The organism is Streptococcus sp. GP0011 (genome assembly GCF_030546305.1).
GTDB lineage: Bacteria > Bacillota > Bacilli > Lactobacillales > Streptococcaceae > Streptococcus.
Map to the genome: position 1 here is coordinate 38,012 of NZ_JAUONR010000001.1, position 23,847 is coordinate 61,858.

General features: G+C 41.3%; 21 protein-coding genes. 20 read left to right on the forward strand and 1 reads right to left on the reverse strand.

Features of this window, described 5'->3' with window-relative positions:
- The first annotated feature begins 4 nt into the window (after positions 1–4).
- From Q4443_RS00215 to alaS, 13 genes are all read left to right on the forward strand, one after another.
- Complete coding sequence (locus tag Q4443_RS00215; RefSeq protein ID WP_161800725.1) at positions 5–160, forward strand: CRISPR-associated endonuclease Cas1; 156 nt, start codon at positions 5–7, stop codon at positions 158–160.
- A 90-nt stretch (positions 161–250) separates the two neighbouring features.
- Positions 251–394, forward strand: a complete 144-nt coding sequence (locus Q4443_RS00220) for a hypothetical protein (protein ID WP_193389633.1) — start codon at positions 251–253, stop codon at positions 392–394.
- Positions 395–396: 2 nt separating this feature from the next.
- The gene (cas2, locus tag Q4443_RS00225; RefSeq protein ID WP_049519500.1) at positions 397–726 is read left to right on the forward strand and encodes a CRISPR-associated endonuclease Cas2; all 330 of its coding nucleotides are present in this window, start codon (positions 397–399) and stop codon (positions 724–726) included.
- 2,959 nt (positions 727–3,685) lie between these two features.
- Complete coding sequence (gene cas6 / locus Q4443_RS00230; protein ID WP_049519505.1) at positions 3,686–4,417, forward strand: CRISPR-associated endoribonuclease Cas6; 732 nt, start codon at positions 3,686–3,688, stop codon at positions 4,415–4,417.
- Positions 4,398–6,641, forward strand: coding sequence for a type III-A CRISPR-associated protein Cas10/Csm1 (gene cas10, locus Q4443_RS00235; RefSeq protein ID WP_049519507.1), 2,244 nt, complete (start codon positions 4,398–4,400; stop codon positions 6,639–6,641). The genes cas6 and cas10 overlap by 20 nt, the downstream gene beginning before the upstream one ends.
- Positions 6,642–7,022 (forward strand): type III-A CRISPR-associated protein Csm2, encoded by a 381-nt coding sequence (csm2, locus tag Q4443_RS00240; RefSeq protein WP_049519509.1) that lies wholly within the window; start codon positions 6,642–6,644, stop codon positions 7,020–7,022.
- A complete protein-coding gene (csm3, locus tag Q4443_RS00245) occupies positions 7,022–7,684 on the forward strand; it encodes a type III-A CRISPR-associated RAMP protein Csm3 (protein ID WP_049519511.1) in 663 nt (220 codons plus the stop codon). Before csm2 ends, csm3 begins: the two co-directional genes overlap by 1 nt.
- A 1-nt stretch (position 7,685) precedes the next feature.
- Positions 7,686–8,591: a type III-A CRISPR-associated RAMP protein Csm4 gene (csm4, locus tag Q4443_RS00250; RefSeq protein WP_049519512.1), complete on the forward strand. Its 906-nt coding sequence runs from the start codon at positions 7,686–7,688 to the stop codon at positions 8,589–8,591.
- Complete coding sequence (gene csm5, locus Q4443_RS00255) at positions 8,588–9,664, forward strand: type III-A CRISPR-associated RAMP protein Csm5 (RefSeq protein ID WP_049519514.1); 1,077 nt, start codon at positions 8,588–8,590, stop codon at positions 9,662–9,664. The genes csm4 and csm5 overlap by 4 nt, the downstream gene beginning before the upstream one ends.
- Positions 9,664–10,824, forward strand: coding sequence for a CRISPR-associated protein Csm6 (locus tag Q4443_RS00260; protein ID WP_049519515.1), 1,161 nt, complete (start codon positions 9,664–9,666; stop codon positions 10,822–10,824). The genes csm5 and Q4443_RS00260 overlap by 1 nt, the downstream gene beginning before the upstream one ends.
- Before the next feature lie 16 nt (positions 10,825–10,840).
- Positions 10,841–12,130, forward strand: coding sequence for a type III-A CRISPR-associated CARF protein Csm6 (csm6, locus tag Q4443_RS00265; RefSeq protein ID WP_049519517.1), 1,290 nt, complete (start codon positions 10,841–10,843; stop codon positions 12,128–12,130).
- A gap of 296 nt (positions 12,131–12,426) precedes the next feature.
- Complete coding sequence (locus Q4443_RS00270; RefSeq protein ID WP_049519519.1) at positions 12,427–12,912, forward strand: LURP-one-related/scramblase family protein; 486 nt, start codon at positions 12,427–12,429, stop codon at positions 12,910–12,912.
- 21 nt (positions 12,913–12,933) lie between these two features.
- Positions 12,934–15,552 carry an alanine--tRNA ligase gene (gene alaS, locus Q4443_RS00275; RefSeq protein WP_049519521.1) on the forward strand — a complete coding sequence of 873 codons (2,619 nt, stop codon included), beginning with the start codon at positions 12,934–12,936 and terminating at the stop codon, positions 15,550–15,552.
- 87 nt (positions 15,553–15,639) lie between these two features.
- On the opposite strand, the gene Q4443_RS00280 is transcribed toward alaS, so the two are convergent.
- Positions 15,640–17,088, reverse strand: a complete 1,449-nt coding sequence (locus Q4443_RS00280; RefSeq protein WP_049519522.1) for an alpha-amylase — start codon at positions 17,086–17,088, stop codon at positions 15,640–15,642.
- Positions 17,089–17,360: 272 nt separating this feature from the next.
- Between Q4443_RS00280 and Q4443_RS00285 the strand changes: the two genes are divergently transcribed.
- Genes Q4443_RS00285 through Q4443_RS00315 form a run of 7 tightly spaced genes read left to right on the forward strand, consistent with a single transcriptional unit; the run spans position 17,361 to position 23,766 of the window.
- Positions 17,361–18,524 (forward strand): class I SAM-dependent rRNA methyltransferase, encoded by a 1,164-nt coding sequence (locus tag Q4443_RS00285; protein ID WP_049519524.1) that lies wholly within the window; start codon positions 17,361–17,363, stop codon positions 18,522–18,524.
- Positions 18,521–19,198, forward strand: coding sequence for a type I 3-dehydroquinate dehydratase (gene aroD / locus Q4443_RS00290; protein WP_000767778.1), 678 nt, complete (start codon positions 18,521–18,523; stop codon positions 19,196–19,198). Before Q4443_RS00285 ends, aroD begins: the two co-directional genes overlap by 4 nt.
- Positions 19,188–20,042, forward strand: coding sequence for a shikimate dehydrogenase (locus Q4443_RS00295; RefSeq protein WP_049519526.1), 855 nt, complete (start codon positions 19,188–19,190; stop codon positions 20,040–20,042). The genes aroD and Q4443_RS00295 overlap by 11 nt, the downstream gene beginning before the upstream one ends.
- An 18-nt stretch (positions 20,043–20,060) precedes the next feature.
- Positions 20,061–21,128 carry a 3-dehydroquinate synthase gene (gene aroB, locus Q4443_RS00300; RefSeq protein ID WP_049519528.1) on the forward strand — a complete coding sequence of 356 codons (1,068 nt, stop codon included), beginning with the start codon at positions 20,061–20,063 and terminating at the stop codon, positions 21,126–21,128.
- Positions 21,129–21,137: 9 nt separating this feature from the next.
- Positions 21,138–22,304 carry a chorismate synthase gene (gene aroC / locus Q4443_RS00305; RefSeq protein WP_049519530.1) on the forward strand — a complete coding sequence of 389 codons (1,167 nt, stop codon included), beginning with the start codon at positions 21,138–21,140 and terminating at the stop codon, positions 22,302–22,304.
- A gap of 9 nt (positions 22,305–22,313) precedes the next feature.
- Positions 22,314–23,417 carry a prephenate dehydrogenase gene (locus Q4443_RS00310; RefSeq protein WP_049519531.1) on the forward strand — a complete coding sequence of 368 codons (1,104 nt, stop codon included), beginning with the start codon at positions 22,314–22,316 and terminating at the stop codon, positions 23,415–23,417.
- A 10-nt stretch (positions 23,418–23,427) separates the two neighbouring features.
- A complete protein-coding gene (locus Q4443_RS00315; RefSeq protein ID WP_049519533.1) occupies positions 23,428–23,766 on the forward strand; it encodes a YlbF/YmcA family competence regulator in 339 nt (112 codons plus the stop codon).
- Positions 23,767–23,847 lie beyond the last annotated feature (81 nt).

Sequence of the window (23,847 nt, forward strand, 5' to 3'; positions counted from 1 at the left end):
TGAGATGAGTGATTTATTTGTTCAAAGGTCTAACTATTCCCTGAGTCTTAGCAATCATAAGATTATCGTAAAAAATGGTCAAGGTCAGATTGTTAAAGAAATTTCTATTCACTTAGTAGAGAATCTTTTGATTTTTGGTCAAGTACAGGTAACTACATAGTTACTTAGGGTTCTAGCTAAGAAAAATGTCAATGTCTATTATTTTACTGGGGAGGGGAGAAGGATTTTTATCCAGGCCATGAGAGAGCGCATGTTGGAAATCCATCAGTATGTCGAAGTCGACAAAAAACGCTATACTTTTTTCTATATGGCAGATCTGCAAATTAAGGGATTGATTCGAGCTTTTGAGAGTCTAAAACCCGAACTTTATGTTACAGGCTATACAGGAGAATAATCGTGGGACTTTATTTTAATCTTTCAACAGAAGAGAAGGAGTTTGCTAAGAAAAAGTCTTTCTTTTGTATTATCATATATGACATTGTTAGTAATAAGAGGCGTCTGAAACTCGCAAAGTTACTAGAGGGATTTGGTATCCGAGTCCAACGATCATGCTTTGAGATTGACCTAGAGAAGTCCAACTATCGTAGCTTGCTGAGTGAGTTGCAAGCATTCTATGATGCTGACCAGTTAGACAATATCATTGTTTACGTTGGAAATCGAGAAGAAACCTTGCGCTTAAATACAGATGAAGTTGAGATAGAAAAGGAAGATTGTTTGTTCTTTTGAGATGAAAACTCTTACAAAATATGGTATACTAATAGTAGTTTCCAATAGGTTATATCTAGTGCTTGTTATAGGTTTACATACAAGATATGGGGTATAGATACCTATCTACCTCGAGAGGGGCCGGAAACGAGTCTGACTTGATCTTATTGGCTTTGGCTTCACCATGTATAGATACCTATCTACCTCTAGAGGGGCCGGAAAAGCATTTACTGCGTTCTTAGCCAAAATTTCTACGATCGTAGTGACACCTACCTACCTCGGTAGGGGTCGGAAACCTGCGAATAGCTGGTAAGATCTCTGATGTCACCCGTATAGTTACCTATCTACCTCGAGAGGGGCCGGAAACTAGAAAATGTATTTTCCAACATTAGCGAAGTTACCTTGAAGATAAACACCTATCTACCTCGCGAGGGGCCGGAAACGCATTCAATGCTGGTACTGTTGCAGCTAACACGTCACTAAGTATAGCTCCCTATTTACCTCGCGAGGGGCCGGAAACGTGTCAATTTCCTTCTGTTTTACAGATTCGTTCTTGATTGGTACCTCGCGAGAGGTCGGAAACTTTGGATAATCACCTGTATGTTTCAATCCAGCTTTTTCCGGTATAGATACCCATCTACCTCGAGAGGGGCCGGAAACTCATTAGCAAGCGTTAATACATTGCGCTGAGTGCCAGCTTCTGTATAGCTCCCTATCTACCTCGCGAGAGGCCGGAAACCTGAATACCTATTGAGCGAAGATTTTATCAGCATAGGGTATAGCTCCCAATAAACCTCGCGAGGGGCCGGAAACGGATAAGAGCCATCAGGCTCCTCCCACCACCATCCGTATAGATACCTATCTACCTCGAGAGGGGCCGGAAACGCCAAGACAAGTGACATCATTGATTCCTGAGTTCGTATAGCTCCCTATCTACCTCGCAAGGGGCCGGGAACTGTAGAGATACACAAGTTGAGTTTGATTGACCATAGGGTATATCTACCTATCTCCCTCGCGAGGGGCCGGAAACAAATCATCCCAAAATGCACGAATGTAATTTTGAGCCTGGTATAACTATCTATCTACCTCGCGAGGGGCCGGAAACGCCATGTACCCTTTCTCATCGAACCAGTACCATTTTTATAGCTCCCTATCTCCCTCGCGAGGGGTCGGAAACTAAGCAGAACCTTTAGCAATCTTATCTCCAGCCTTAACCAGTATAGATACCTATCTACCTCGCGAGGGGCCGGAAACGGAACAAAAGTCCTATGGATGTGACCGAGACCACAGTATAGCTCCCTATCTATCTCGCGAGGGGCCTGAAATCGTAGCCACTTTGCTTTTTCCAAATCTGTCATAGTATAGCTCCCTATCTACCTCAAGAGGGGCCGGGAACTCGCTCCTTTGTTGATTAAATAAATTATTATTCACAACTTATAGATACCTATCTACCTCGAGAGGGGTCGGAAACGTGTATCCCTCTTTTTCTTGCATCTGGAACTTGAAAATGTATAGCCATCTATCCACCTCGCGAGGGGCCGGAAACCTCGCTAGTTCTGGATGCTGAGACAAAGGTCATAATTCGTATAGATACCTATCTACCTCGAGAGGGGACGGAAACCCTACACCAATACGAACCTGAGCATATTTAGAACCACCAGTATAGATACCTATCAACCTCGCGAGGGGCCGGAAACTATTCGCCAATTTGAATTTCTTGTCCGTCACGCACGTATAGCTACCTATCTACCTCGAGAGGGGCCGGAAACTTTGTGGATTCCAGCGAATTTAGCAGTTTTAGTTGTTGTGTATAGCTACCTATCTACCTCGAGAGGGGCCGGAAACCTTCAGCAATTCTAGTGTCAGTATAATACGCAGTGTGTATAGATCCCTATCTACCTCGGGAGGGGCCGGAAACTCCTCAGCTGTCACCCTAACCTTGTTTATAAGCCCATATAGATCCCTATCTACCTCGCGAGGGGCCGGAAACAGCAGAATCCAGATAGCTATGAATCGATTCACTTCACTTAAACAACCTATTTACCCTGCGAGGGGCCGGAAACCCTTTCCACGCATCATTCATCTGCTTAACTGCAGATTCAGGTATAGAAACCTATTTACATCGCGAGGGGCCGGAAACTCTCTATACCAGAAATGAATGTTTTCAAACAATGAAAGTATAGATCCCTATCTACCTCGCGAGGGGCCGGAAACCAGTTGCCAGTATAGCGATCATGCTTCACATCTAACTTGTATAGTTCCCTATCTACCTCGAGAGGGGACGGAAACAAGTTGGTTGTTAAGGTTAGAAAGGTATTTTTTGTACTCTTGTATAGATACCTATCTACCTCGCGAGAGGCCGGAAACTGGAAGGCGTGTCAACTTACTATCTTTTTCTTTGACGGGTATAGCTACCTATCAACCTCGAGAGGGGCCGGAAACTTTGCAAGAGCTTGGAACAATTGCTCAGGCTTAACCTTGTATAGATACCTATCTACCTCGAGAGGGGCCGGAAACATCGGCTGAAAAATAGTGACATTTCCTTTTAATTTACGGTAAGTATAGCTACCTATCTACCTCGAGAGGGGCCGGAAACGTAAATGAAACGAACTCTAAATCGTATGAGTCAAACGTATAGATCCCTATCTACCTCGAGAGGGGTCGGGAACTTCCCATTTTGAGTGCTTACGATAGATGCACTTGTATTCGTTTGTAAAGCTACCTATCTACCTCGCGAGGGGCCGGAAACTTTTGTAAACGTAGTTTCCAGTTATTTTTATTCATCGGTATATCTACCAATCTACCTCGCGAGGGGCCGGAAACAAATACCGCTTCTCTTTCTCGACCTCGTAACCGTCAAGTATAGCTACCTATCTACCTCGAGAGGGGACAGTTTCATAAGGGCAAAGGATTCCAAAAGTAAAAGAAAAAAAGCGCTCATGAGAAAGCAAAAGCGCAATTGTATCAATAAAGGAGGCATATGAAACACATCGAACTATCATTTAAGCGGATTGAGCAATCACCGAGCGACCTATCGACAAAATTTCAAGGTTTTCTTATGGAAAACATAGAACCAGACTATGTGACTTGGCTACATGAGCAAGAGACCAACCCCTACTCACTAAAAATCATCCATCAAAAGGACAAGACCCTATGGTCCCTTCACCTCCTGACGGATGAGGCTGTCAAGCAGATTTTGCCTGTTCTATTGGAGCTCAAGAAAGTAGAACTTCATGACTTGCCGACTCTTATGGTGGAGTCTTTGTCCATGCAAGATCTCAGTTCGGAGCAACTCTTTGAGTTCTTTAATGAAAACCAAGATCGGTCACTCTTTACCATTCATTTTCAAACTCCGACAGGATTTCGCTCCCAGGGAGAGTACGTACTCTTTCCTAGCATGCGCCTCATCTTTCAGAGTTTGATGATGAAGTATGCACGTCTGGTCGAGAATCGTCAGGACATCGAAGAGGAAACCCTGGACTACCTGGTCAAACATAGTAGAATTACCAGCTATCGATTGGAATCCAGCTATTTTAAAGTACATGGTAAGAAAATACCTGGATTCAGGGGAAGGTTGACCTTTAAAATTACAGGTCCAAATACCTTGAAAGCATACGCTAATATGCTTCTAAAATTTGGGGAATACTCAGGTCTAGGTATGAAAACTAGCTTAGGGATGGGAGGTTTAGAACTTGAAGAAAGAAAAGATTGACTTAGTCTATGGATCACTTTTGCACGCTATCGGCAAGGTGATTCAAGGTTCCAGGTATGATGAGAAAGACTTAGGTACCATTGGGTCCGAATGGTTTAGACGCTTTTCGGATAATGAAAAAATAGCCCAGCAGATAGCCAAGGCGACTTCTAGTGATTTGACGACGGATTTGGCTCCTGATAGTTTGGTCTATATCACGTCAGCTGCTGCAAAGATTGCTTCAGGACTAAAAGGGGCAGCAAGAATTCATGAAGGAAAAGAAGATTTCCTAAGCAAACAATCGGATATCTTCAATGTATTTTCAGATAGCCCTAGTCAGCGTTATCTCGATGCACGACTATTAGAGCTTGACGGGGAACCAAACTATGCTAAGGGATCGAGTGAGCCGTCTGACCAGTCAGACTATGACTTGATAGTAGAGACCTTAGAAAAAGAGTTTGAGAGATTGGACTTTAGCCAGTTTGAGATAGATACCCTTTTGAATCTTCTTGAGTCTACTCTTTCCTATGTGCCTGTTTCGACAAGGACCAAGGAATTATCAGATATTTCTCTAGCAACCTACAGTCGTCTGACAGCTGGCTTTGCCCTAGCTATAGAAAACTATTTAGCAGACAAGAATTGCCGTGACTATGAGAAGGTACTGGGGCAAGATTTAGAAGCTTTTTATAGCGAGAAGGCCTTTTTACTAGCAAGTTTTGACTTGTCAGGGATTCAGGATTTTATCTACAATATCGCAACAGCTGGAGCAGCCAAGCAACTAAAAGCACGTTCCTTGTATCTAGATTTTATGGGGGAACATATTGCTGACAGCTTACTGGAGAAGTTAGAGCTTACGAGGGCTAATCTTCTCTACGTCGGTGGCGGGCACGCCTACTTTATCCTTCCAAACACAGAAAAAACTAGAGAGAGCTTGGCTAACTTTGAAGCAGAATTCAATCAGTTTTTGGTCAAGCATTTCCAGACAGGCTTGTATGTAGCATTTGGTTGGAGTCCGTTTTCTGCCAATGATATGACAACGACACTGGCCGACTATCGAAAAGTCTATCAAACAACTAGTCGGATGATTTCCCAAAAGAAAATTTCTCGTTACGATGCCAAAACTCTCCTTGAACTCAACCAAGGAGGAAAAAGTTCCCAGATGGAATGTGCTATTTGCCATTCAGTCGAAAAACTTACCCAGCATAATGACCAAGAGGTCTGCCATATCTGTGCAGGAATGTATCGCTTTGCCAAGGAGATACAAGAAAGCTACTATATTGTGACAAAAGAAAAAGGCCTCCCGATAGGTCCGGGAGCCTATATTAGAGGTATTTCCAAAACCGACCTTGCTAAAGAAGAGTGGATTCGTGTTTATGTCAAGAATAGCTATAGTACAGATATCCTAAAAGCAACCCATGTCTTTGTCGGAGATTACAAGTATGATGAGATTTACGAGTATGCCAAACTATCTCAGGATAGGGAAACTGGACAAGGCATCAAGCGTCTGGCAGTAGTTCGACTAGATGTGGATGATCTAGGAGCAGCCTTTATGGCTGGGTTCTCCTATCAAGATGGTGGCAAATATAATACTCTGGCACGTTCGGCGACCTTCTCTAGAAGTATGAGTCTCTTCTTTAAGGTCTATATCAACCAGTTTGCCAAAGAGAAAAAACTATCGATTATATATGCCGGTGGAGATGATGTATTTGCTATCGGTTCCTGGCAGGATATTATTGAGTTCACCATTTGTCTCCGACAAAACTTTATCAAGTGGACAAATGGCAAATTAACCCTATCAGCAGGGATTGGTCTCTTTCCAGATAAAACCCCAGTTAGCCTCATGGCTGAAGAAACTGGTAAGCTAGAAGGAGCAGCCAAGGATAACGACAAGGATAGTATCTCACTTTTTGAAAAAAATTATACCTTGAAGTTCGACCAATTTATTGACAATGTCTATAATGGGAAACTGAAGAGCATTCGTTACTACTTTAATATTCAAGATGAGCGCGGAAAGAGTTTTGTATATAGACTTATTGAGCTCCTTCGGAACTACGATCGTATGAATATTGCTCGATTAGCCTATTATTTGACGCGATTAGAAGATCAAACTTCTAAGGATAAAAAAGAAGAATTTAAAGAGTTTAAAGATTTATTCTTTTCTTGGTATACAGGTAGAGATAATGAACGTAAGGAAGCAGAGATAGCTTTACTTCTATATATTTATGAGATTAGAAAGGATTCATAGATGGCAATTTTAACAGATGATAATTACGTAGATAAGGCAGAGAATGTTATTAAATCACTGAATCGAAACACTAGAGATTCTAGGAACCCTGAAGCATTCCTTTTAACAACTAGCAAAATTAGAAACCTACTAAGCTTGACGAGTACTCTCTTTGATGAAAGTAAGGTTAGAGAGTATAAGGATTTAGCTGACAAAATTGCTTATTTGAGAGTGCAGTTTGTTTATCAATCGGGCCGAGAAACTTCGGTTAAAGACTTGGTTAAAAAGGCTGAAATTCTAGACATTTTAAAAGAAATAAACAATCAAGAAAGTCTCCAACGTTTTTGTCGCTATATGGAAGCACTAGTAGCTTATTTCAAATTTTATGGAGGAAAAGATTAATGGCATTTGCAAAAATTCAAGTAACAGCACAAATTCGTCTAGAAACAGGACTTCATATTGGGACAAGCAATGCTTTTGCGGCAATTGGGGCTACTGATTCTCCTGTAATCAAGGATCCTATTACTAACTTACCCATTATTCCTGGTTCAAGTATCAAAGGGAAGATGCGCAGTCTTCTTTCAAAAGTTCATAATAAACGACTAGCTAAGAAACCAGGAGAAGATGGAGAAATTCTAAGTCGACTCTTTGGGAACAGTTCTGATAATCGCTATAAAATGGGGCGACTCATTTTTAGAGATGCTTTTTTAATCAATAAGGACAAGTTAGATTCATTAGGGGTCAAGAGTTATACTGAAGTTAAGTTTGAAAATACTATTGACCGTATCACTGCTGAAGCGAATCCAAGACAAATTGAACGTGCCATCCGTGAGAGTGCTTTTGCATTTGAATTAATCTATGAAATCACAGATGACAGTGAAGATCAAGTGGAAGAAGATTTCAAAGTAATACTTGATGGATTAAAACTTCTGGAACTTGATTATTTAGGTGGATCTGGCTCTCGTGGATATGGTAAAGTTGTTTTTGAGGATCTTAAAGCAAATACAGTTTTCGGAAACTATGATGTTAGTAGATTGAATGAACTTTTAACTACGGAGGTCTAGTATGACCTATAAGATGTATATTATGAACTTTCAGTCTGCTCACTTTGGAACAGGTACTCTGGATAGTTCTAAAATGACTTTTGCAGCTGACCGATTATTTTCTGCCTTAGCTATTGAGGCGAAAAAAATGGGGAAAATGGAGGAATTTGTGTCATTAGCAGGTCAAGATGATTTTGTTTTGACTGATGCATTTCCATATAAGTCAGGCCCATTTTTGCCTAAGCCGATAGGATTTCCAAAGTTTGAACAGCCGGACTTAACAACGGATGTCAAAGAAGTAAGACGTCAAGCTAAAATGGCAAAGAAACTTCAGTTTATCCCTTTGGATAAATTTGATTCTTATGTAAATGGAACGCTTTTTGAAGACGCAGAACATGCAGTAACAAACATCATCACTAAAAACCAACCTCATGTGGATGGACATCTTTATCAAGTTTCTACCGTTCGATTTGCAGATCAGTCTGCTCTCTATGTTATTGCTACCGAATCAAACCTCTTGAATGAACTCATGACAAGTTTGCAGTACGCGGGAATTGGGGGTAAACGTTCTAGCGGCTATGGACGGTTTGATTTAACCATTACAGACATACCTGATGCTCTTAAAAATCGTCTTACTAAGGTCCATCAAGGAACAGTCATGGCCTTAACAACTTCTTTACCCATTGAAAAGGAACTTGAACATGCTATGGAAACTGGTTCCTATTTACTAAGTAAATCAAGTGGTTTTGCCTTTAGTACAGAAACTAATGAAAATTATCGTAAGCAGGATTTATATAAGTTTGCTTCTGGATCTACTTTCTGTGAAACCTTTACAGGACAGATTGTAGATGTAAGGCCTCTTGATTTCCCGCATGAAGTATTAAACTATGCTAAGCCACTATTTTTCAAGATGGAGGGAGAAAGATGAAAACAGAATATAGAACCTTTCAATTCAGCCTCCTAGCCATGGCCCCTATTCATATTGGGAGTGGTGAGAAATATACTTCTCGAGAATTTATCTATGAAAAGGGGTACTTTTATTTCCCTGATATGGGTAAGTTTTATAATCGAATGGTGGAGAAAGGATACGATCAGAAGTTTGAGCGTTTTTTACAAGAGACAAAGCCAAACGCCAGAAATAATCGCTTGATTTCCTTCTTGGATGATAACCGGATATCTAATCGTGATTTCGGTGGTTACCGGATTGTTGAGACTGGTTTGGAAATTGAAAAAAATAATCGCGATTCCAAATTAGGCACGATAAATGAAGTTGCAAAATTTATTAGAGACCCTTTTGGGAGTCCGTATATTCCAGGTAGTTCCTTAAAGGGAGCTATTCGGACCATTTTAATGAATACCAATCCTGACTGGAACAATAGGAATGCAGTCGATTTTCGTGGGAGAGGTCCTAAAGAAAACAAAAAGATGATTCCATGGGGTGCCAAAAAGGGTCAAGAATTTAATGACTTGTTCAATGCTATTCGTGTTAGTGATAGTAAGCCATTTAACAATGAGCAGATTATTCTAGTTCAAAAATGGGATTATTCAGCCAAGTCTTTAACTGCCAAGCCTCTTCCTTTATACAGAGAAGCAATCGTACCCTTAACTAGAATCAGTTTCACCATTACTACAACCACTAAGGAAGCTGGAATCTTAATTGAGGAATTAGGACAGAGAGCGCAAGCTTTTTACAAAGAATATAAAGAATTTTTCTTATCAGATTTTCCTGAAAATAAGATTCAGCCAAATCTTCAATATCCTATCTATTTGGGAGCTGGAAGTGGAGCCTGGACAAAGACCTTGTTTCAACAAGCGGATGGAATCTTACAAAAACGGTATAGTCGAATGAAGACAAAGATGGTTGGTAAGGGAGTGTTGAAATTAACAAAAGCACCAATGAAAAATGTTAAAACAACACAAGCAACTCGAAAACTGATAATGAATGATGAGTCTTTCTATGAAATGGGGAAAGCTAATTTCATAATTAAGGAGATTAGTTGATGAAGGTTTTAATTTCAGCAGTGGGTGATACAGATCCAATCCGTAATTTTCACGATGGGGCTTTAGTTCATATTGCGAGAAAATACCGTCCAGAAAAGATAATTATTGTTTTTTCAGAGAGAACAATTAGTAAGAAAGATGATATTGATAAAGTAATTCACTCTATCGATTCTGAATACCTCCCAGAAATTGTATGTCATGAACCAATTATCTTGAATGAAGATGTATTTGTTTTTGATACCATGTATGAACAATTTGATGCTATTATACAAAAGTATTATACAAAAGACGACGAATTTATTCTCAATCTTTCAAGTGCAACTCCTCAAGTAAAATCGGCTTTGTTTGTGATTAATAGACTTAGTGAAATCAATGTCAAGGCAGTACAAGTTTCAAGTCCTGAAAATGATTCAAATGCAGGAGTTGGACATGATGATTCAGAAGATATTGACGCACTGATTGATACGAACTTAGATAACAAACAGGACTATATCGACCGAACCATTGAAGATACTTCAGAGAAGTTTAAACAAGGCTTAATGAAGAAAACTTTACGTGATTTTATTACGAAATATGATTACAAAGCTAGTTTAGAGGTTGCTAATCAATTATCAGACTTTCCTGGTTTGAAAGAATGTCGCAAGAAGTTGCAAGATATTGTAGATTCATTAGACAGGCAAGCTGTACCTCAAGTCCTCCAAAAGAAAAAATGGAGCGAAGAACAGAAAAAAGTATTAAATGCTTATTTGACTATTGATTTGCAAAAAGAACGTGGTAATTTTAGTGAAGGTCTGATTAGAATTAAAAACCTTACAGAGTTTATCTTAGAAGATTATATCGAAAATCGTTATCCAGGATTTTTGGATAATTACGTGAGTGAATCAGAGAAATATTATCTCGGGATTTGGGATTATAGTAAGATCTTAAAAGAAAAACATGAGTGGAATCAATATAAAAAAATCAAACCAGTTATTAGCATGAATTCAACTCGAAATACTGTAGCTCATAAATTGGATCCATTAGATTCTGAGGAATTAAAACAGTTAGGTCCTGTCCTAAAAACCTTAAAGGGACTAGTCAAGGAACAGTATCAACTCGTTGAGAAGGATTTTAGCTTTTACAAGGACTTAAATAAGGAATTATTAGAATTACTGAAATAATGAGAGGTAGAATATCTTGGAAATTTTAATTTCAGCAGTTGGAACGACAGATCCGATAAGCAATAATCGAGATGCAGCTTTATTACATATTGCTCGAACATATAGACCTGAACAAATTGTTTTGGTTTATAGTGAAGAAATGTTAGTAAAAAAAGATCTTGTTGAGAAAGCATTGTGTTCAATAGAGGGTTATCATCCTAAAGTGGTTATTGAATCAATCATATTGAAAAATGATGAAGTCTATCTGTTTGATAAAATGTATGAAGTGATGGGACAGATTATTGAAAAATATTCTGGAACAGATCATCAATTAATCTTAAATCTATCTTCAGGGACACCTCAGATTATTTCTGCTTTATTTGCCTTAAATCGAATTAATGATTATAATACGCAAGCCATACAGGTTGCAACTCCTAACAAATCTGCAAACAGAAAGTATGTGCCCCTTACAAGTGAAGGTGAGCAGAAGCTTTTTGACGAGAACGAGGATAATCAAAAGGATTACGAAAATCGTACAATCAAAGATGAATCAGAGAAATTCAATCAGTCTCTTATCAAGCGCCACTTAAGAAATTTAATCTCTTCTTATGATTATCTTGCTGCGGAAGAATTAGTTACTAGAAAAGAATACAATAAATTACTTTCTAAAAAGAAATTAGCTCGTTTAAGAGACATATTAAATGATTTTGTAAAAGTATTTAAAACTCAAGCGATTTTAAAAGATATTCAGGGATATTCACTCACAGAGGTTGAGAAAAAAGCTCTTAATTACTTTTTAATGATTGAAGTTTTGAAAGAGAGAGGGCAGGTTGCTGATGTCTTAATCAAATCAAAGTCTTATGTTGAATTTATCATCGAGGAGAAGATAAAGAAAGATTATCCAGATTTAATCAAATATGATGGGACTTTTCCAAAGTTAAATGAAGAATACAAGGATTTTGAAGCTATTTTAGATTTCATTGACCTAGAATTTAAGAAAGCCAAGGGTATAAAAGATGAGAAGGAAAGAATTTATTCCCCTCAGTCAACCTTAAATCTCTTGTCTTATGAAAATATTCTATCTTATTATCAAGTTTCTCCTGAATTAATTAAGTCAATAAAGCTAATAAATAGCTTAAATGGTGAGAGAAATAAGGTGGCACATGGCTTGTCAGAGATTGATAGTAAACTAGTCAATTCAAAGAAATTGCAACAGACAATAGATACCTTACGCTTTATTTTACAAGATACATTTGAGATTGATGATAGCTATTTCTCTTGTTATCAAACACTTAATAATGAAATGCTTGACTTACTTCGTCAATAATATACTTTATCAATAAATCGATTTGCTGATGATACATATAATGTGATTGCAAGTGCTTGCTTTCCTAGTTGACGCAGAACCCAAAAAACGATATAATAAAAAAGTTGAGAATTGATTTTCTGTCATCTTAGTCCAGAGAATTGGCGGTGCTGCGAGCCATCTAAGCTAGGAAATCATGCTACTCAATCAGACAATTGCATAAGATTATGAGAATGACAAGTTCATTGAATGAAGGTGGTACCGCGGTTTTTCGCCCTTCGTGATATGGACTTGTCTTTTGATTTTTGGAGGTGTTTATGAAGACATTTCTTGTCAAACAAAAGTTTCGTCTTGGAGGCGAACGTTTTGATATCAAGGATGATAGAGGAGTAGTGAACTATCAGGTGGAGGGATCATTTTTCCAAATTCCTAAGACCTTTACCATCTATGACGCCTATGGTGAGCAAGTCAGTGAGATTAGTAAAGAATTTTTCACTTTGCTTCCTCGCTTTACTATCCAGTTACGAAACGGTTCCAATTTCGTCATTCGTAAGAAGTTGACCTTCTGGCGAGATAAGTATGAGTTTGATGATCTCGGGCTTCGTATCGAGGGCAATATCTGGGATTTGAATTTCAAATTGCTGGATGATCGTGATCAACTTGTCGCCGAGATTCGGAAAGAGATTTTCCATTTGACCTCAACCTACAACGTAACCGTCTATGAAGACTCTTATGCAGACCTGGTCATTTCCCTCTGTGTCGCGATTGACTATGTGGAGATGCTGGAAAGTCAATCAAATTAAACAAGTAAATAAGGAGATATTATGAAACAACTATCTAGTGCTCAAGTTCGCCAAATGTGGCTAGATTTCTGGGCAAGCAAAGGCCACTCTGTAGAACCATCAGTGAGCTTGGTTCCAGTAAACGATCCAACTCTTTTGTGGATCAACTCTGGGGTAGCAACCCTTAAGAAATATTTTGACGGAACCATCATTCCTGAAAATCCGCGTATTACCAATGCGCAGAAAGCCATCCGTACTAATGACATCGAAAATGTCGGAAAAACGGCTCGCCACCATACCATGTTTGAAATGTTGGGGAACTTCTCTATTGGGGATTACTTCCGTGACGAGGCTATCACTTGGGCTTATGAACTTTTGACAAGTCCTGAATGGTTTGATTTCCCAGCTGAAAAACTCTACATGACCTACTATCCAGACGATAAAGATTCTTACAACCGCTGGATTGAAGTAGGAGTGGACCCAAGCCACTTGATCCCAATCGAAGACAACTTCTGGGAAATCGGTGCGGGGCCTTCTGGGCCAGATACTGAAATCTTCTTTGACCGTGGAGAAGCATTTGACCCAGAAAACATCGGTATTCGCCTGCTTGCAGAAGATATCGAAAACGACCGTTACATCGAAATCTGGAACATCGTTTTGTCACAATTTAACGCTGATCCTGCTGTTCCTCGTAGCGAGTACAAGGAATTGCCGCACAAGAACATTGATACGGGCGCTGGTTTGGAGCGTTTGGTGGCCGTTATCCAAGGGGCTAAGACGAACTTTGAAACAGACCTCTTCATGCCAATCATTCGTGAAGTTGAGAAATTGTCTGGTAAGGTCTACGACCAAGATGGCGACAACATGAGCTTCAAGGTCATTGCAGACCACATTCGTTCCCTTTCATTTGCCATCGGTGATGGTGCCCTTCCAGGAAACGAAGGTCGTGGTTATGTTCTTCGTCGTTTGCTCCGTCGTGCTTCTATGCACGGTCAAAAATTGGGTATCAACGAGCCTTTCCTTTACAAACTCGTTCCAACTGTTGGAAAAATCATGGAAAGCTACTACCCAGAAGTGCTTGAAAAACGTGACTTTATCGAGAAAATTGTCAAGAGCGAGGAAGAATCCTTTGCTCGTACCCTTCACTCAGGTCAACACTTTGCAGAAACCATCGTAGCTGACTTGAAAGCCAAAGGTCAAAACGTTATCGCGGGGCAAGATGTCTTCAAACTCTACGATACATATGGATTTCCAGTTGAGTTGACAGAAGAAATCGCTGAAGAAGCTGGTATGACTGTAGACCGTGAAGGTTTTGAAGCAGCCATGAAAGAGCAACAAGAACGTGCGCGTGCATCAGCTGTTAAGGGTGGCTCAATGGGTATGCAAAATGAAACCCTTCAAAACATTACAGTGGAAAGTGTCTTCAACTACAATGCCAGCCAATTGCCTTCTAAGTTGGTGGCTATCGTAGCGAACAATGCTGAAGTTGAAGCTGTTTCTGAAGGAACTGCCTCTCTCATCTTTGCAGAGACTCCATTCTACGCGGAAATGGGTGGACAAGTAGCTGACCACGGTCAAATCTTGGATGCTGCAGGAAAACTTGTGGCTACTGTGACAGATGTTCAAAAAGCGCCAAACGGACAAGCTCTTCATACTGTTGAAGTTCTTGCACCTCTTGCTTTGAACCAAGAATACATCTTGGCAATTGATACCAATCGTCGTCACCGTGTCATGAAAAACCACACAGCAACTCACTTGCTCCATGCGGCCCTTCACAATATCCTTGGCCACCATGCGACACAAGCAGGATCTCTGAACGAAGTCGAATTCCTTCGCTTTGACTTCACGCACTTCCAAGCCGTAACTCCTGAAGAGTTGCGTGCCATTGAACAACAAGTCAATGAGAAAATTTGGGAAGCAATGGCAGTAGAAACTGTTGAAACAGATATTGACACTGCCAAGGAAATGGGAGCTATGGCCCTCTTTGGTGAGAAATACGGTAAGGAAGTTCGTGTTGTGACTATCGGTGACTACTCAGTGGAACTTTGTGGTGGTACCCACGTTGGCAACACTTCTGAGATTGGTCTCTTCAAGATTGTCAAAGAAGAAGGGATCGGATCAGGAACTCGCCGTATCTTGGCAGTGACTGGTAAGGAAGCCTTTGAAGCCTATCGCGAACAAGAAGACGCTCTGAAAGCAGTAGCAGCAACCTTGAAAGCACCTCAACTCAAAGAAGTACCTCATAAAGTTGAAGGACTTCAAGAGCAACTCCGTCAATTGCAAAAAGAAAATGCAGAATTGAAGGAAAAAGCAGCAGCCGCTGCCGCAGGTGATGTCTTCAAGGACGTGAAGGAAGATAACGGCCATCGTTACATTGCAAGCCAAGTTTCTGTATCAGATGCAGGTGCCCTTCGTACCTTTGCGGACAACTGGAAACAAAAAGACTACTCTGACGTGCTTGTTCTTGTCGCAGCAATTGGTGACAAGGTCAACCTTCTTGTAGCCAGCAAGACAAAAGACATCCACGCAGGTAACTTGGTTAAAGAATTGGCTCCAATCGTCGATGGACGTGGTGGTGGTAAACCAGACATGGCCATGGCAGGAGGAAGCAACCAAGCTAAGATTCAGGAATTGCTGGATGCAGTAGCAGGTAAATTATAAGACAATAAAGATCTATCCATTTGGGTAGGTCTTTTTGTGCATACAAAAAAGCCAAATCCGGTTGGATTTGACTTATAACTGATAGGTTTATTTTGTTGCCCAGACACTGACTGAACCAGCCGCTACTGGGAATTCTCCATAACCGTCAGCATTGATCGTAACTTGTGCTGGATGATTTTCAAGGAGGTCAACAAAGGTTTGATCAGCCCATTCTGGACCAACAAACATAGACTTGCTGTTTTCTTGGTCGTTTGAGATAAGGACCGCGAGCGGTGTTTGGTTCTCAGCGCCTGAACGGACCCATCCAATACAGTTAGCATCGTCAAAGTAGTCTGTTTGCTCTCCATAGGCCAAGTCTTTTCGGATGGCTAGGAGACGGTCAAGAACTTCTTTGAAATCTTCTTGGGCATACTGCCCTGAAATGCCGTAATAGTCTCCATAAAAGACACATGGAAGACCTTGGTCACGAAGAAGGATGAGCGCATAGGCTGCTGGTTTAAACCATTCTTGGACGGTTGATTCAAGTGCCTGTCCTCTTTGAGTATCATGGTTGTCCACGAAAGTGACAGCCTTATCAGGTTTAATTTCCACTAAACTATCGTTAAAAATACTACGAAGGTCATAGCTTGATCCAGCTTGACTGGCTTCAAAGAGATTTTGGTGGAGACGAACATCGACAAGGTCAAAGCGTTCTTCTATTTTCTCGAGATAGTCCAGATTAGCTTCTTTGTCTGGATTCCAAAATTCCCCAAAAACATAGAAATCTTCACCGTACTTTTCCTTCATATCACGGATGAAATTGCCCATAAAGAAGGAATCAATGTGCTTAACGGCATCCAAACGGAAACCAGCTACACCAGTCGTTTCCATAAACCAGTCAGCCCAATCATAGAGGTTTTGGATGACTTCAGGATGCTTAAAGTCTAGGTCAGCGTACATGAGGTAGTCGTAGTTGCCGTTTTCGTTATCGACCAATTCCTCGTTTGCCCAACCTTTATTGTCTCCTTGGATCAGGTAAATACCAGACTTACGTCTCTTGGCATCGTAGTCTGTACCTGTAAAGTGGTACCAGTGCCATTCAAAGTCATTATAGGTTTTCTGACGTCCATCAAAAGTGAAGTGGGTCCATCCGTTGATAGTAAAGGGTTCGCTTAGTTGAACTGTACGGTCCTCGGGATCTACTTCGATAACTTGAAAGGCTTCTAATTTATCTGCTGCAGCCTTGTGATTGAGAACGATGTCAGCCATTGGTTGGATTCCGTGTGCCTTTAGGGCTTGAATGGCTTGAAGATAGTCTTCTTTAAACCCATACTTGGTACGTACAGTCCCTTTTTGGTGAAATTCACCTAGGTCAAAAAGATCGTAAACACCATAGCCTACATCTTTTTCGTTTGTTGCCTTGAAGGCAGGTGGCATCCAGACATGGCTGATACCAAGGTTTGCTAGGTGCTCTGCGTCATTTGTCAGTCGAGCCCAGTGCTGGCCGTCATGAGGCAGATACCATTCAAAGTATTGCATAAGTGTCTGATTTTGCATTGTTTTTCCTCTTGCTTATCCATGTTGTGTTTTATTCTACCATAAAGTTTAGAACTAGCCAAACGTTTGCGCAAGATTCTATACTCATTTCTGAATTTGTCTATTTTTAGCGCGTGAAAACTCTCCTTCCACTACAAGGGAGAGGATATCTTGGCGAAAAAGTAAATGACATAAACTTATTTGAACAAAAATGACACTCAGTAAACTAAAGTACAACTGGTTAAACGGTTTCTTTTTTGAGAATTGTCACAAAATTTGCTATAATAGTAGCTATGAATAGAATTAGAGTCAGCAGACGTGTTGAAAAAAAGCTAGCTAAGGGTCTAGTTCTTTTGGAAGCAAGTGATTTAACAGATATTGATCTGACGGATCAGGCAGTAGAAGTTCTTAGTCAAGACGGGAAGTTTTTAGGGAGCGCCTATCTTTCTCAGCAGAACAAGGGAATCGGTTGGTTCATCAGCAAGGAAAAGGTTCGTTTCAATCAAGCCTTTTTTGAAATTCTGCTTCGTAAGGCCAAGGAAGTTAGAAAGCCTTATTATCAAGATGACTTGACCACTGCCTTTCGCCTTTTTAACCAAGAGGGGGATGGTTTTGGTGGTCTGACTGTTGATCTCTATGGAGATTATGCTGTCTTTTCTTGGTACAACTCCTTTGTTTACCAGATTCGTGAGCTGATCGTAAAGGCTTTTAAGGAAGTTTTTCCTGAGATCTTGGGGGCTTATGAAAAGATTCGTTTTAAAGGTCTAGACTACGAGTCTGCCTCTGTTTATGGTGAGGACGCGCCAGATTACTTTACTGTTCTTGAGAATGGCGTTCTCTATCAAGTCTTTATGAATGATGGCTTGATGACAGGGATTTTCCTGGACCAGCATGAGGTTCGTGGGAGTCTGGTTGACGGTCTAGCCATGGGCAAATCCTTGCTCAATATGTTTTCCTATACGGCTGCCTTTTCTGTTGCTGCAGCTATGGGAGGTGCGAGTGAGACGACTTCTGTCGACTTGGCCAAACGGTCCAGAGAGCTGTCAGAAGCTCATTTTCAGGCAAATGGACTCAGCACGGACAATCACCGTTTTATCGTCATGGATGTTTTTGAGTACTTCAAGTACGCCAAGCGAAAAGGCTTGACCTATGATGTGATTGTTCTTGATCCGCCGAGCTTTGCCCGCAATAAAAAACAAACATTCTCTGTAGCTAAGGACTATCACAAGTTGATTTCCCAGAGTCTAGAGATTTTAAATCCGGGAGGCATTATCATTGCCAGTACCAATGCTGCCAATGTTTCCCGCCAGAAATTTACAGAACAAATTGATAAAGGTTTTGCAGGAAGAAGATATCAGGTTTTGAACCAATACGGACTTCCAGCAGACTTTGCCTATAATAAAAAAGATGAAAGCAGTAATTACCTCAAGGTGATTAGTATGAAGGTTAGTAGATGAAATTAATCGTTTCAGTGATGCCAAGAAGTTTAGAAGAAGCGCAAGAACTGGATGCAACTAGGTATGAAGATGCCGATATCATTGAGTGGCGTGCGGACTTTCTTACAAAGGACGCTATTTTACAGGTAGCACCCGCTATCTTTGAGAAATTTGCAGGACGCGAACTTGTATTTACCCTTCGGACCCGAGCTGAGGGAGGAGAAATCGAACTTTCCTCAGAAGAGTATGTTCAAATCATCAAGGAAGTTACTCAGCTTTATCAGCCGGATTATGTAGATTTTGAGTATTTCAGCTACAAGGACGTTTTTGAGGAAATGTTGGATTTTCCAAATCTTGTTTTGAGTTACCATAATTTCCAAGAGACACCTGAAAATATGATGGAGATTTTGTCTGAGTTAACCAGTCTCTCTCCGAAAGTGGTCAAGGTATCAGTTATGGCCCATACGGAGCAGGATGTTTTAGATCTGATGAACTACACACGAGGATTTAAAACACTCAATCCTGAGCAAGAGTACGTGACCATTTCCATGGGGAAAATGGGCAAGGTATCCCGTATTACTTCAGATGTGACGGGTTCAAGTTGGTCATTTGCTAGTCTGGATGAAGCGAGTGCCCCAGGTCAGATTTCGCTATCAAACATGAAGAAAATCAGGGAGATTTTGGATGAAGCTTGATGGCTATACACGTTTAGCTGCAGTTGTTGCCAATCCCATCAAACACTCTATTTCACCCTTTATCCACAATAGGGCCTTTGAGGCGACAGCTATTAATGGTGCCTATGTAGCTTGGGAGATTGAAGCGGGTGATTTGGCAGAAACAGTCGCCAATATTCGACGTTACCAGATGTTTGGCATCAACCTGTCTATGCCTTACAAGGAGCAGGTTATTCCTTATCTGGATGAGTTGAGTGATGAAGCTCGTTTGATTGGGGCGGTCAACACAGTTGTTAATCAAGACGGAACGTTAATTGGATATAATACAGATGGCAAGGGATTCTTTAAGAGCTTGCCTTCTTTTACAATCTCGGATAAGAAAATGACCATTCTGGGCGCAGGTGGTGCCGCCAAGTCCATTTTGGCGCAGGCTATTCTGGATGGCGTCAGTCATATTTCAGTCTTTGTGCGTTCAGTTTCCATGGAAAAAACAAGACCTTACCTAGACAAGTTGCAGGAGCAAACAGGTTTTAAAGTGGACTTGTATGCTTTAGAAGATCTTTCTGAATTGCAAGCAAGGATTGCTGAGTCGGACTTATTAGCCAATGCTACCAGTGTGGGCATGGATGGCCAGTCGTCCCCGGTTCCAGAAAGCATCAATTTGCCAGAGGCTCTCTTGGTCGCAGATATTATTTACAAACCCTTTGAGACGCCATTTTTGAAATGGGCTAGAAGTCAGGGGAATCAAGCAATCAATGGCCTTGGGATGTTGCTCTACCAAGCTGCTGAAGCTTTTCAACTGTGGACAGGTAAAGAAATGCCGACAGATGAGATTTGGCAGTCCTTAACAGAAAAATATAAATAGTGAAAAGGAGACCCTACTATGAAAATCAGAATCGATATTCCGCATCATCCTTATGATATTCAGATTGAAAAAGGTTGTCTAGCTCAGGCTGGTCAGTGGTTGCGAGAACTCTGGCAACCTCAAAAAGTGGTTATAGTAACCGACAACCATGTAGCTTCTCTCTATGCAGAGAAGGTTAAACTCAGCCTAGAAGATGCTGGTTTTCAGGTAGCTGTTTTTGACTTTTTAGAAGGCGAAGAACGAAAAAATTTAACCACTGTTCAGAAAGTCTATGAATTTCTAGTCAAGCAAGGTCTGACTCGTAGCGATGGGATTGTGGCTCTTGGCGGTGGTGTCGTTGGAGACCTGGCTGGTTTCGTAGCCTCTACCTATATGCGGGGCATTCACTTTGTTCAGATTCCGACTAGTTTGACAGCCCAGGTGGATTCTTCTATCGGTGGAAAGACGGGTGTCAATACTCCTTTTGCTAAAAATATGGTGGGAACTTTTGCACAACCAGATGGAGTTCTAATCGACCCGCTGGTCCTTGAAACGCTCGGAAAAAGAGAGCTGATTGAAGGAATGGGTGAGGTTATCAAGTACGGCCTGATTGAGGATCCAGAACTGTGGGCTCTCTTGACGGAGCTGGATGGTTCTGTAGAGAGCATTCTGGAGCATGCAGAGACTTTGATTGAACATTCTTGTCAGGTGAAGCGCAAGATGGTGGTTGAGGATGAGTTGGATAACGGTGTTCGCCTTTACCTCAATTTTGGGCACACTATTGGTCATGCTATTGAAGCAACGGCCGGTTATGGCAAGGTCATGCATGGAGAGGCTGTGGCTATGGGAATGGTGCAGATTTCCAAGGTTGCTGAGGAAAAAGGCCTTATGCCAGCTGGTATTACCCAATCTATCACAGAGATGTGCCAGAAATTTGGTTTGCCTGTCAACTATGAAAACTGGGATGTTGATAAGCTTTATCAAGCACTTACTCATGACAAGAAAGCGCGAGGTAATACCTTGAAATTGGTCTTGGTGCCAGAGCTTGGTTCGGCAACCATTCACCCAGTTTCTCTGGAAGAGATGAAAGACTACTTGGTAAAATAAGGAGAACGTATGAGATATTTAACTGCAGGAGAATCACACGGCCCCCGTCTGACGGCTATTATTGAAGGAATTCCAGCGGGACTTCCTTTGACAGCTGAGGATATTAATGGGGACCTTAAACGCCGTCAGGGTGGCTACGGTCGTGGTGGCCGTATGAAAATTGAGAGTGATCAGGTTATCTTTACTTCTGGTGTTCGTCACGGGAAGACGACAGGGGCTCCCATTACTATGGATGTTATCAATAAGGACCACCAGAAATGGCTGGATATCATGTCTGCGGAGGACATTGAAGACCGCCTTAAAAGCAAACGAAAAATTACCCATCCTCGTCCAGGTCATGCTGATTTGGTTGGGGGCATCAAGTACCGTTTTGACGATTTGCGAAATTCTTTGGAGCGTTCATCAGCTCGTGAAACAACCATGCGAGTAGCAGTTGGAGCAGTAGCCAAACGTCTCTTAGCTGAACTGGATATGGAGATTGCCAATCATGTCGTGGTCTTTGGTGGCAAGGAAATCGATGTACCTGAAAATCTGACAGTGGCTGAGATTAAGGAACGAGCTGCCCAGTCTGAAGTTTCTATTGTCAACAAAGAACGAGAACAGGAAATCAAGGACTATATTGACAAAATCAAACGTGACGGTGATACCATTGGTGGGGTTGTGGAGACAGTCGTCGGAGGCGTACCAGTTGGTCTTGGTTCCTATGTCCAATGGGACAGAAAATTAGATGCGCGATTGGCCCAAGCAGTTGTTTCTATCAATGCCTTTAAAGGGGTGGAATTTGGTCTCGGCTTTGAAGCTGGTTACCGAAAAGGCAGCCAAGTTATGGATGAAATTCTCTGGTCTAAAGAAGACGGATATACTCGTCGTACCAATAATCTAGGTGGTTTCGAAGGTGGTATGACCAACGGGCAACCCATCGTTGTTCGAGGTGTCATGAAACCCATTCCCACTCTTTATAAACCACTTATGAGTGTGGATATCGAGACTCACGAATCTTACAAGGCAACTGTGGAAAGAAGTGATCCGACCGCTCTTCCAGCAGCAGGTGTGGTCATGGAAGCTGTTGTGGCAACGGTTCTGGCGCAGGAAATTCTTGAAAAATTCTCATCGGACAACCTAGAGGAATTAAAGGAAGCGGTAGCCAAACACCGTGAGTATACAAAGAACTATTAAGGAGTTCCTATGGCAAAAACAGTCTATATAGCAGGTCTTGGATTGATTGGAGCTTCTATGGCCCTAGGTATCAAGCGTGATCATCCTGATTATGAAATTCTAGGTTATAATCGCAGTCAGGCTTCGAGAGATATTGCCTTGAAAGAAGGTATGATTGACCGTGCGACGGATGATTTTGCCAGTTTTGCTCCTTTGGCAGATATCATCATCTTGACCTTGCCAATCAAGCAGACCATTGCTTTTATTCAGGAGTTGGCAGGTTTGAACTTGAAAGAAGGCGTCATTATCTCGGACGCGGGCTCAACCAAGTCAGCCATTGTGGAAGTTGCTGAGGAATACTTGGCTGGCAAGTCAATTCGTTTTGTCGGGGCTCATCCTATGGCTGGTAGCCACAAGACAGGAGCTGCCTCTGCGGATGTCAATCTCTTTGAAAATGCCTACTATATCTTTACTCCATCTAGCTTGACCACTCCAGAAACCCTTTCAGAAATGAAGGACCTACTTTCTGGTTTACATGCTCGTTTCATTGAAATTGATGCCAAGGAGCACGATCGAGTGACTTCACAGATTAGTCATTTTCCACATATCTTGGCATCAGGTCTCATGGAGCAAACAGTTATCTATGCTCAAGAACATGAGATGACAAGGCGCTTTGTGGCTGGTGGTTTTCGAGATATGACTCGAATTGCAGAGAGTGAACCAGGTATGTGGACTTCTATTCTTTTGTCCAATCGCGAGACCATCCTAGAGCGGATTGAAGATTTCAAGGAACGCTTAGATGGGATTGGTCAGGCTATTAGCAAGGGGGAAGAAGAGCAGATTTGGAACTTTTTCAACCAAGCGCGTGAGCAACGTCAGGCCATGGAAATCCATAAACGTGGAGGCGTGGACAGTTCTTATGACCTCTATGTTGATGTTCCCGATGAAGAAGATGTTATCTTGCGGATTTTGGAATTGCTAAGAGGAACTTCCTTGGTCAACATTCACATCAACGAAGAAAACCGTGAGGATATTCACGGGATTCTCCAAATTTCCTTTAAAAATGCTCAGGATTTGGAACGTGCTGAGCGCTTAATTTCAGAAAATACGGACTACACAGTCGTCATCAAATAAGGAGAAAATCATGTCAAATATTTATGATAGTGCAAATGAACTCAGTCGCGGCTTACGCGAATTACCAGAATACAAGGCTGTCAAAGCAGCCAAAGATGCCATCCAAGCAGATGAACAAGCTAGCAAGATTTTTGCAGATTACCTTGCCTTCCAGCAAGAAATCCAAGTCATGGCTCAAACTGGACAAATGCCAGATGCTTCTTTCCAAGAAAAGATGCAGTCTTTCAGCAGGCAAATCCAAGAGAACGCTCTTTTGTCAGATTTCTTTGCCAAACAGCAACAATTGTCTATTTACCTTTCAGACATTGAAAAAATTGTCTTTGAACCTGTTTCGGAATTATTGAAATAGTATTTTATCTGTATAAAAGCCAGAAATTTCAGGAATTTCTGGCTTTTTTGTGATAAAATAAGAAAAGTATTGCAAGTATGA

Coding starts and splice junctions, on each gene's coding strand:
- Q4443_RS00215 (WP_161800725.1), top strand. CDS start 5: ATGAGTGATTTATTTGTTCAAAGGTCTAACTATTCCCTGAGTCTTAGC.
- Q4443_RS00220 (WP_193389633.1), top strand. CDS start 251: ATGTTGGAAATCCATCAGTATGTCGAAGTCGACAAAAAACGCTATACT.
- cas6 (WP_049519505.1), top strand. CDS start 3,686: ATGAAACACATCGAACTATCATTTAAGCGGATTGAGCAATCACCGAGC.
- csm2 (WP_049519509.1), top strand. CDS start 6,642: ATGGCAATTTTAACAGATGATAATTACGTAGATAAGGCAGAGAATGTT.
- csm3 (WP_049519511.1), top strand. CDS start 7,022: ATGGCATTTGCAAAAATTCAAGTAACAGCACAAATTCGTCTAGAAACA.
- csm4 (WP_049519512.1), top strand. CDS start 7,686: ATGACCTATAAGATGTATATTATGAACTTTCAGTCTGCTCACTTTGGA.
- csm5 (WP_049519514.1), top strand. CDS start 8,588: ATGAAAACAGAATATAGAACCTTTCAATTCAGCCTCCTAGCCATGGCC.
- Q4443_RS00260 (WP_049519515.1), top strand. CDS start 9,664: ATGAAGGTTTTAATTTCAGCAGTGGGTGATACAGATCCAATCCGTAAT.
- Q4443_RS00270 (WP_049519519.1), top strand. CDS start 12,427: ATGAAGACATTTCTTGTCAAACAAAAGTTTCGTCTTGGAGGCGAACGT.
- alaS (WP_049519521.1), top strand. CDS start 12,934: ATGAAACAACTATCTAGTGCTCAAGTTCGCCAAATGTGGCTAGATTTC.
- Q4443_RS00280 (WP_049519522.1), bottom strand. CDS start 17,088: ATGCAAAATCAGACACTTATGCAATACTTTGAATGGTATCTGCCTCAT.
- Q4443_RS00285 (WP_049519524.1), top strand. CDS start 17,361: ATGAATAGAATTAGAGTCAGCAGACGTGTTGAAAAAAAGCTAGCTAAG.
- aroD (WP_000767778.1), top strand. CDS start 18,521: ATGAAATTAATCGTTTCAGTGATGCCAAGAAGTTTAGAAGAAGCGCAA.
- Q4443_RS00295 (WP_049519526.1), top strand. CDS start 19,188: ATGAAGCTTGATGGCTATACACGTTTAGCTGCAGTTGTTGCCAATCCC.
- aroB (WP_049519528.1), top strand. CDS start 20,061: ATGAAAATCAGAATCGATATTCCGCATCATCCTTATGATATTCAGATT.
- aroC (WP_049519530.1), top strand. CDS start 21,138: ATGAGATATTTAACTGCAGGAGAATCACACGGCCCCCGTCTGACGGCT.
- Q4443_RS00310 (WP_049519531.1), top strand. CDS start 22,314: ATGGCAAAAACAGTCTATATAGCAGGTCTTGGATTGATTGGAGCTTCT.
- Q4443_RS00315 (WP_049519533.1), top strand. CDS start 23,428: ATGTCAAATATTTATGATAGTGCAAATGAACTCAGTCGCGGCTTACGC.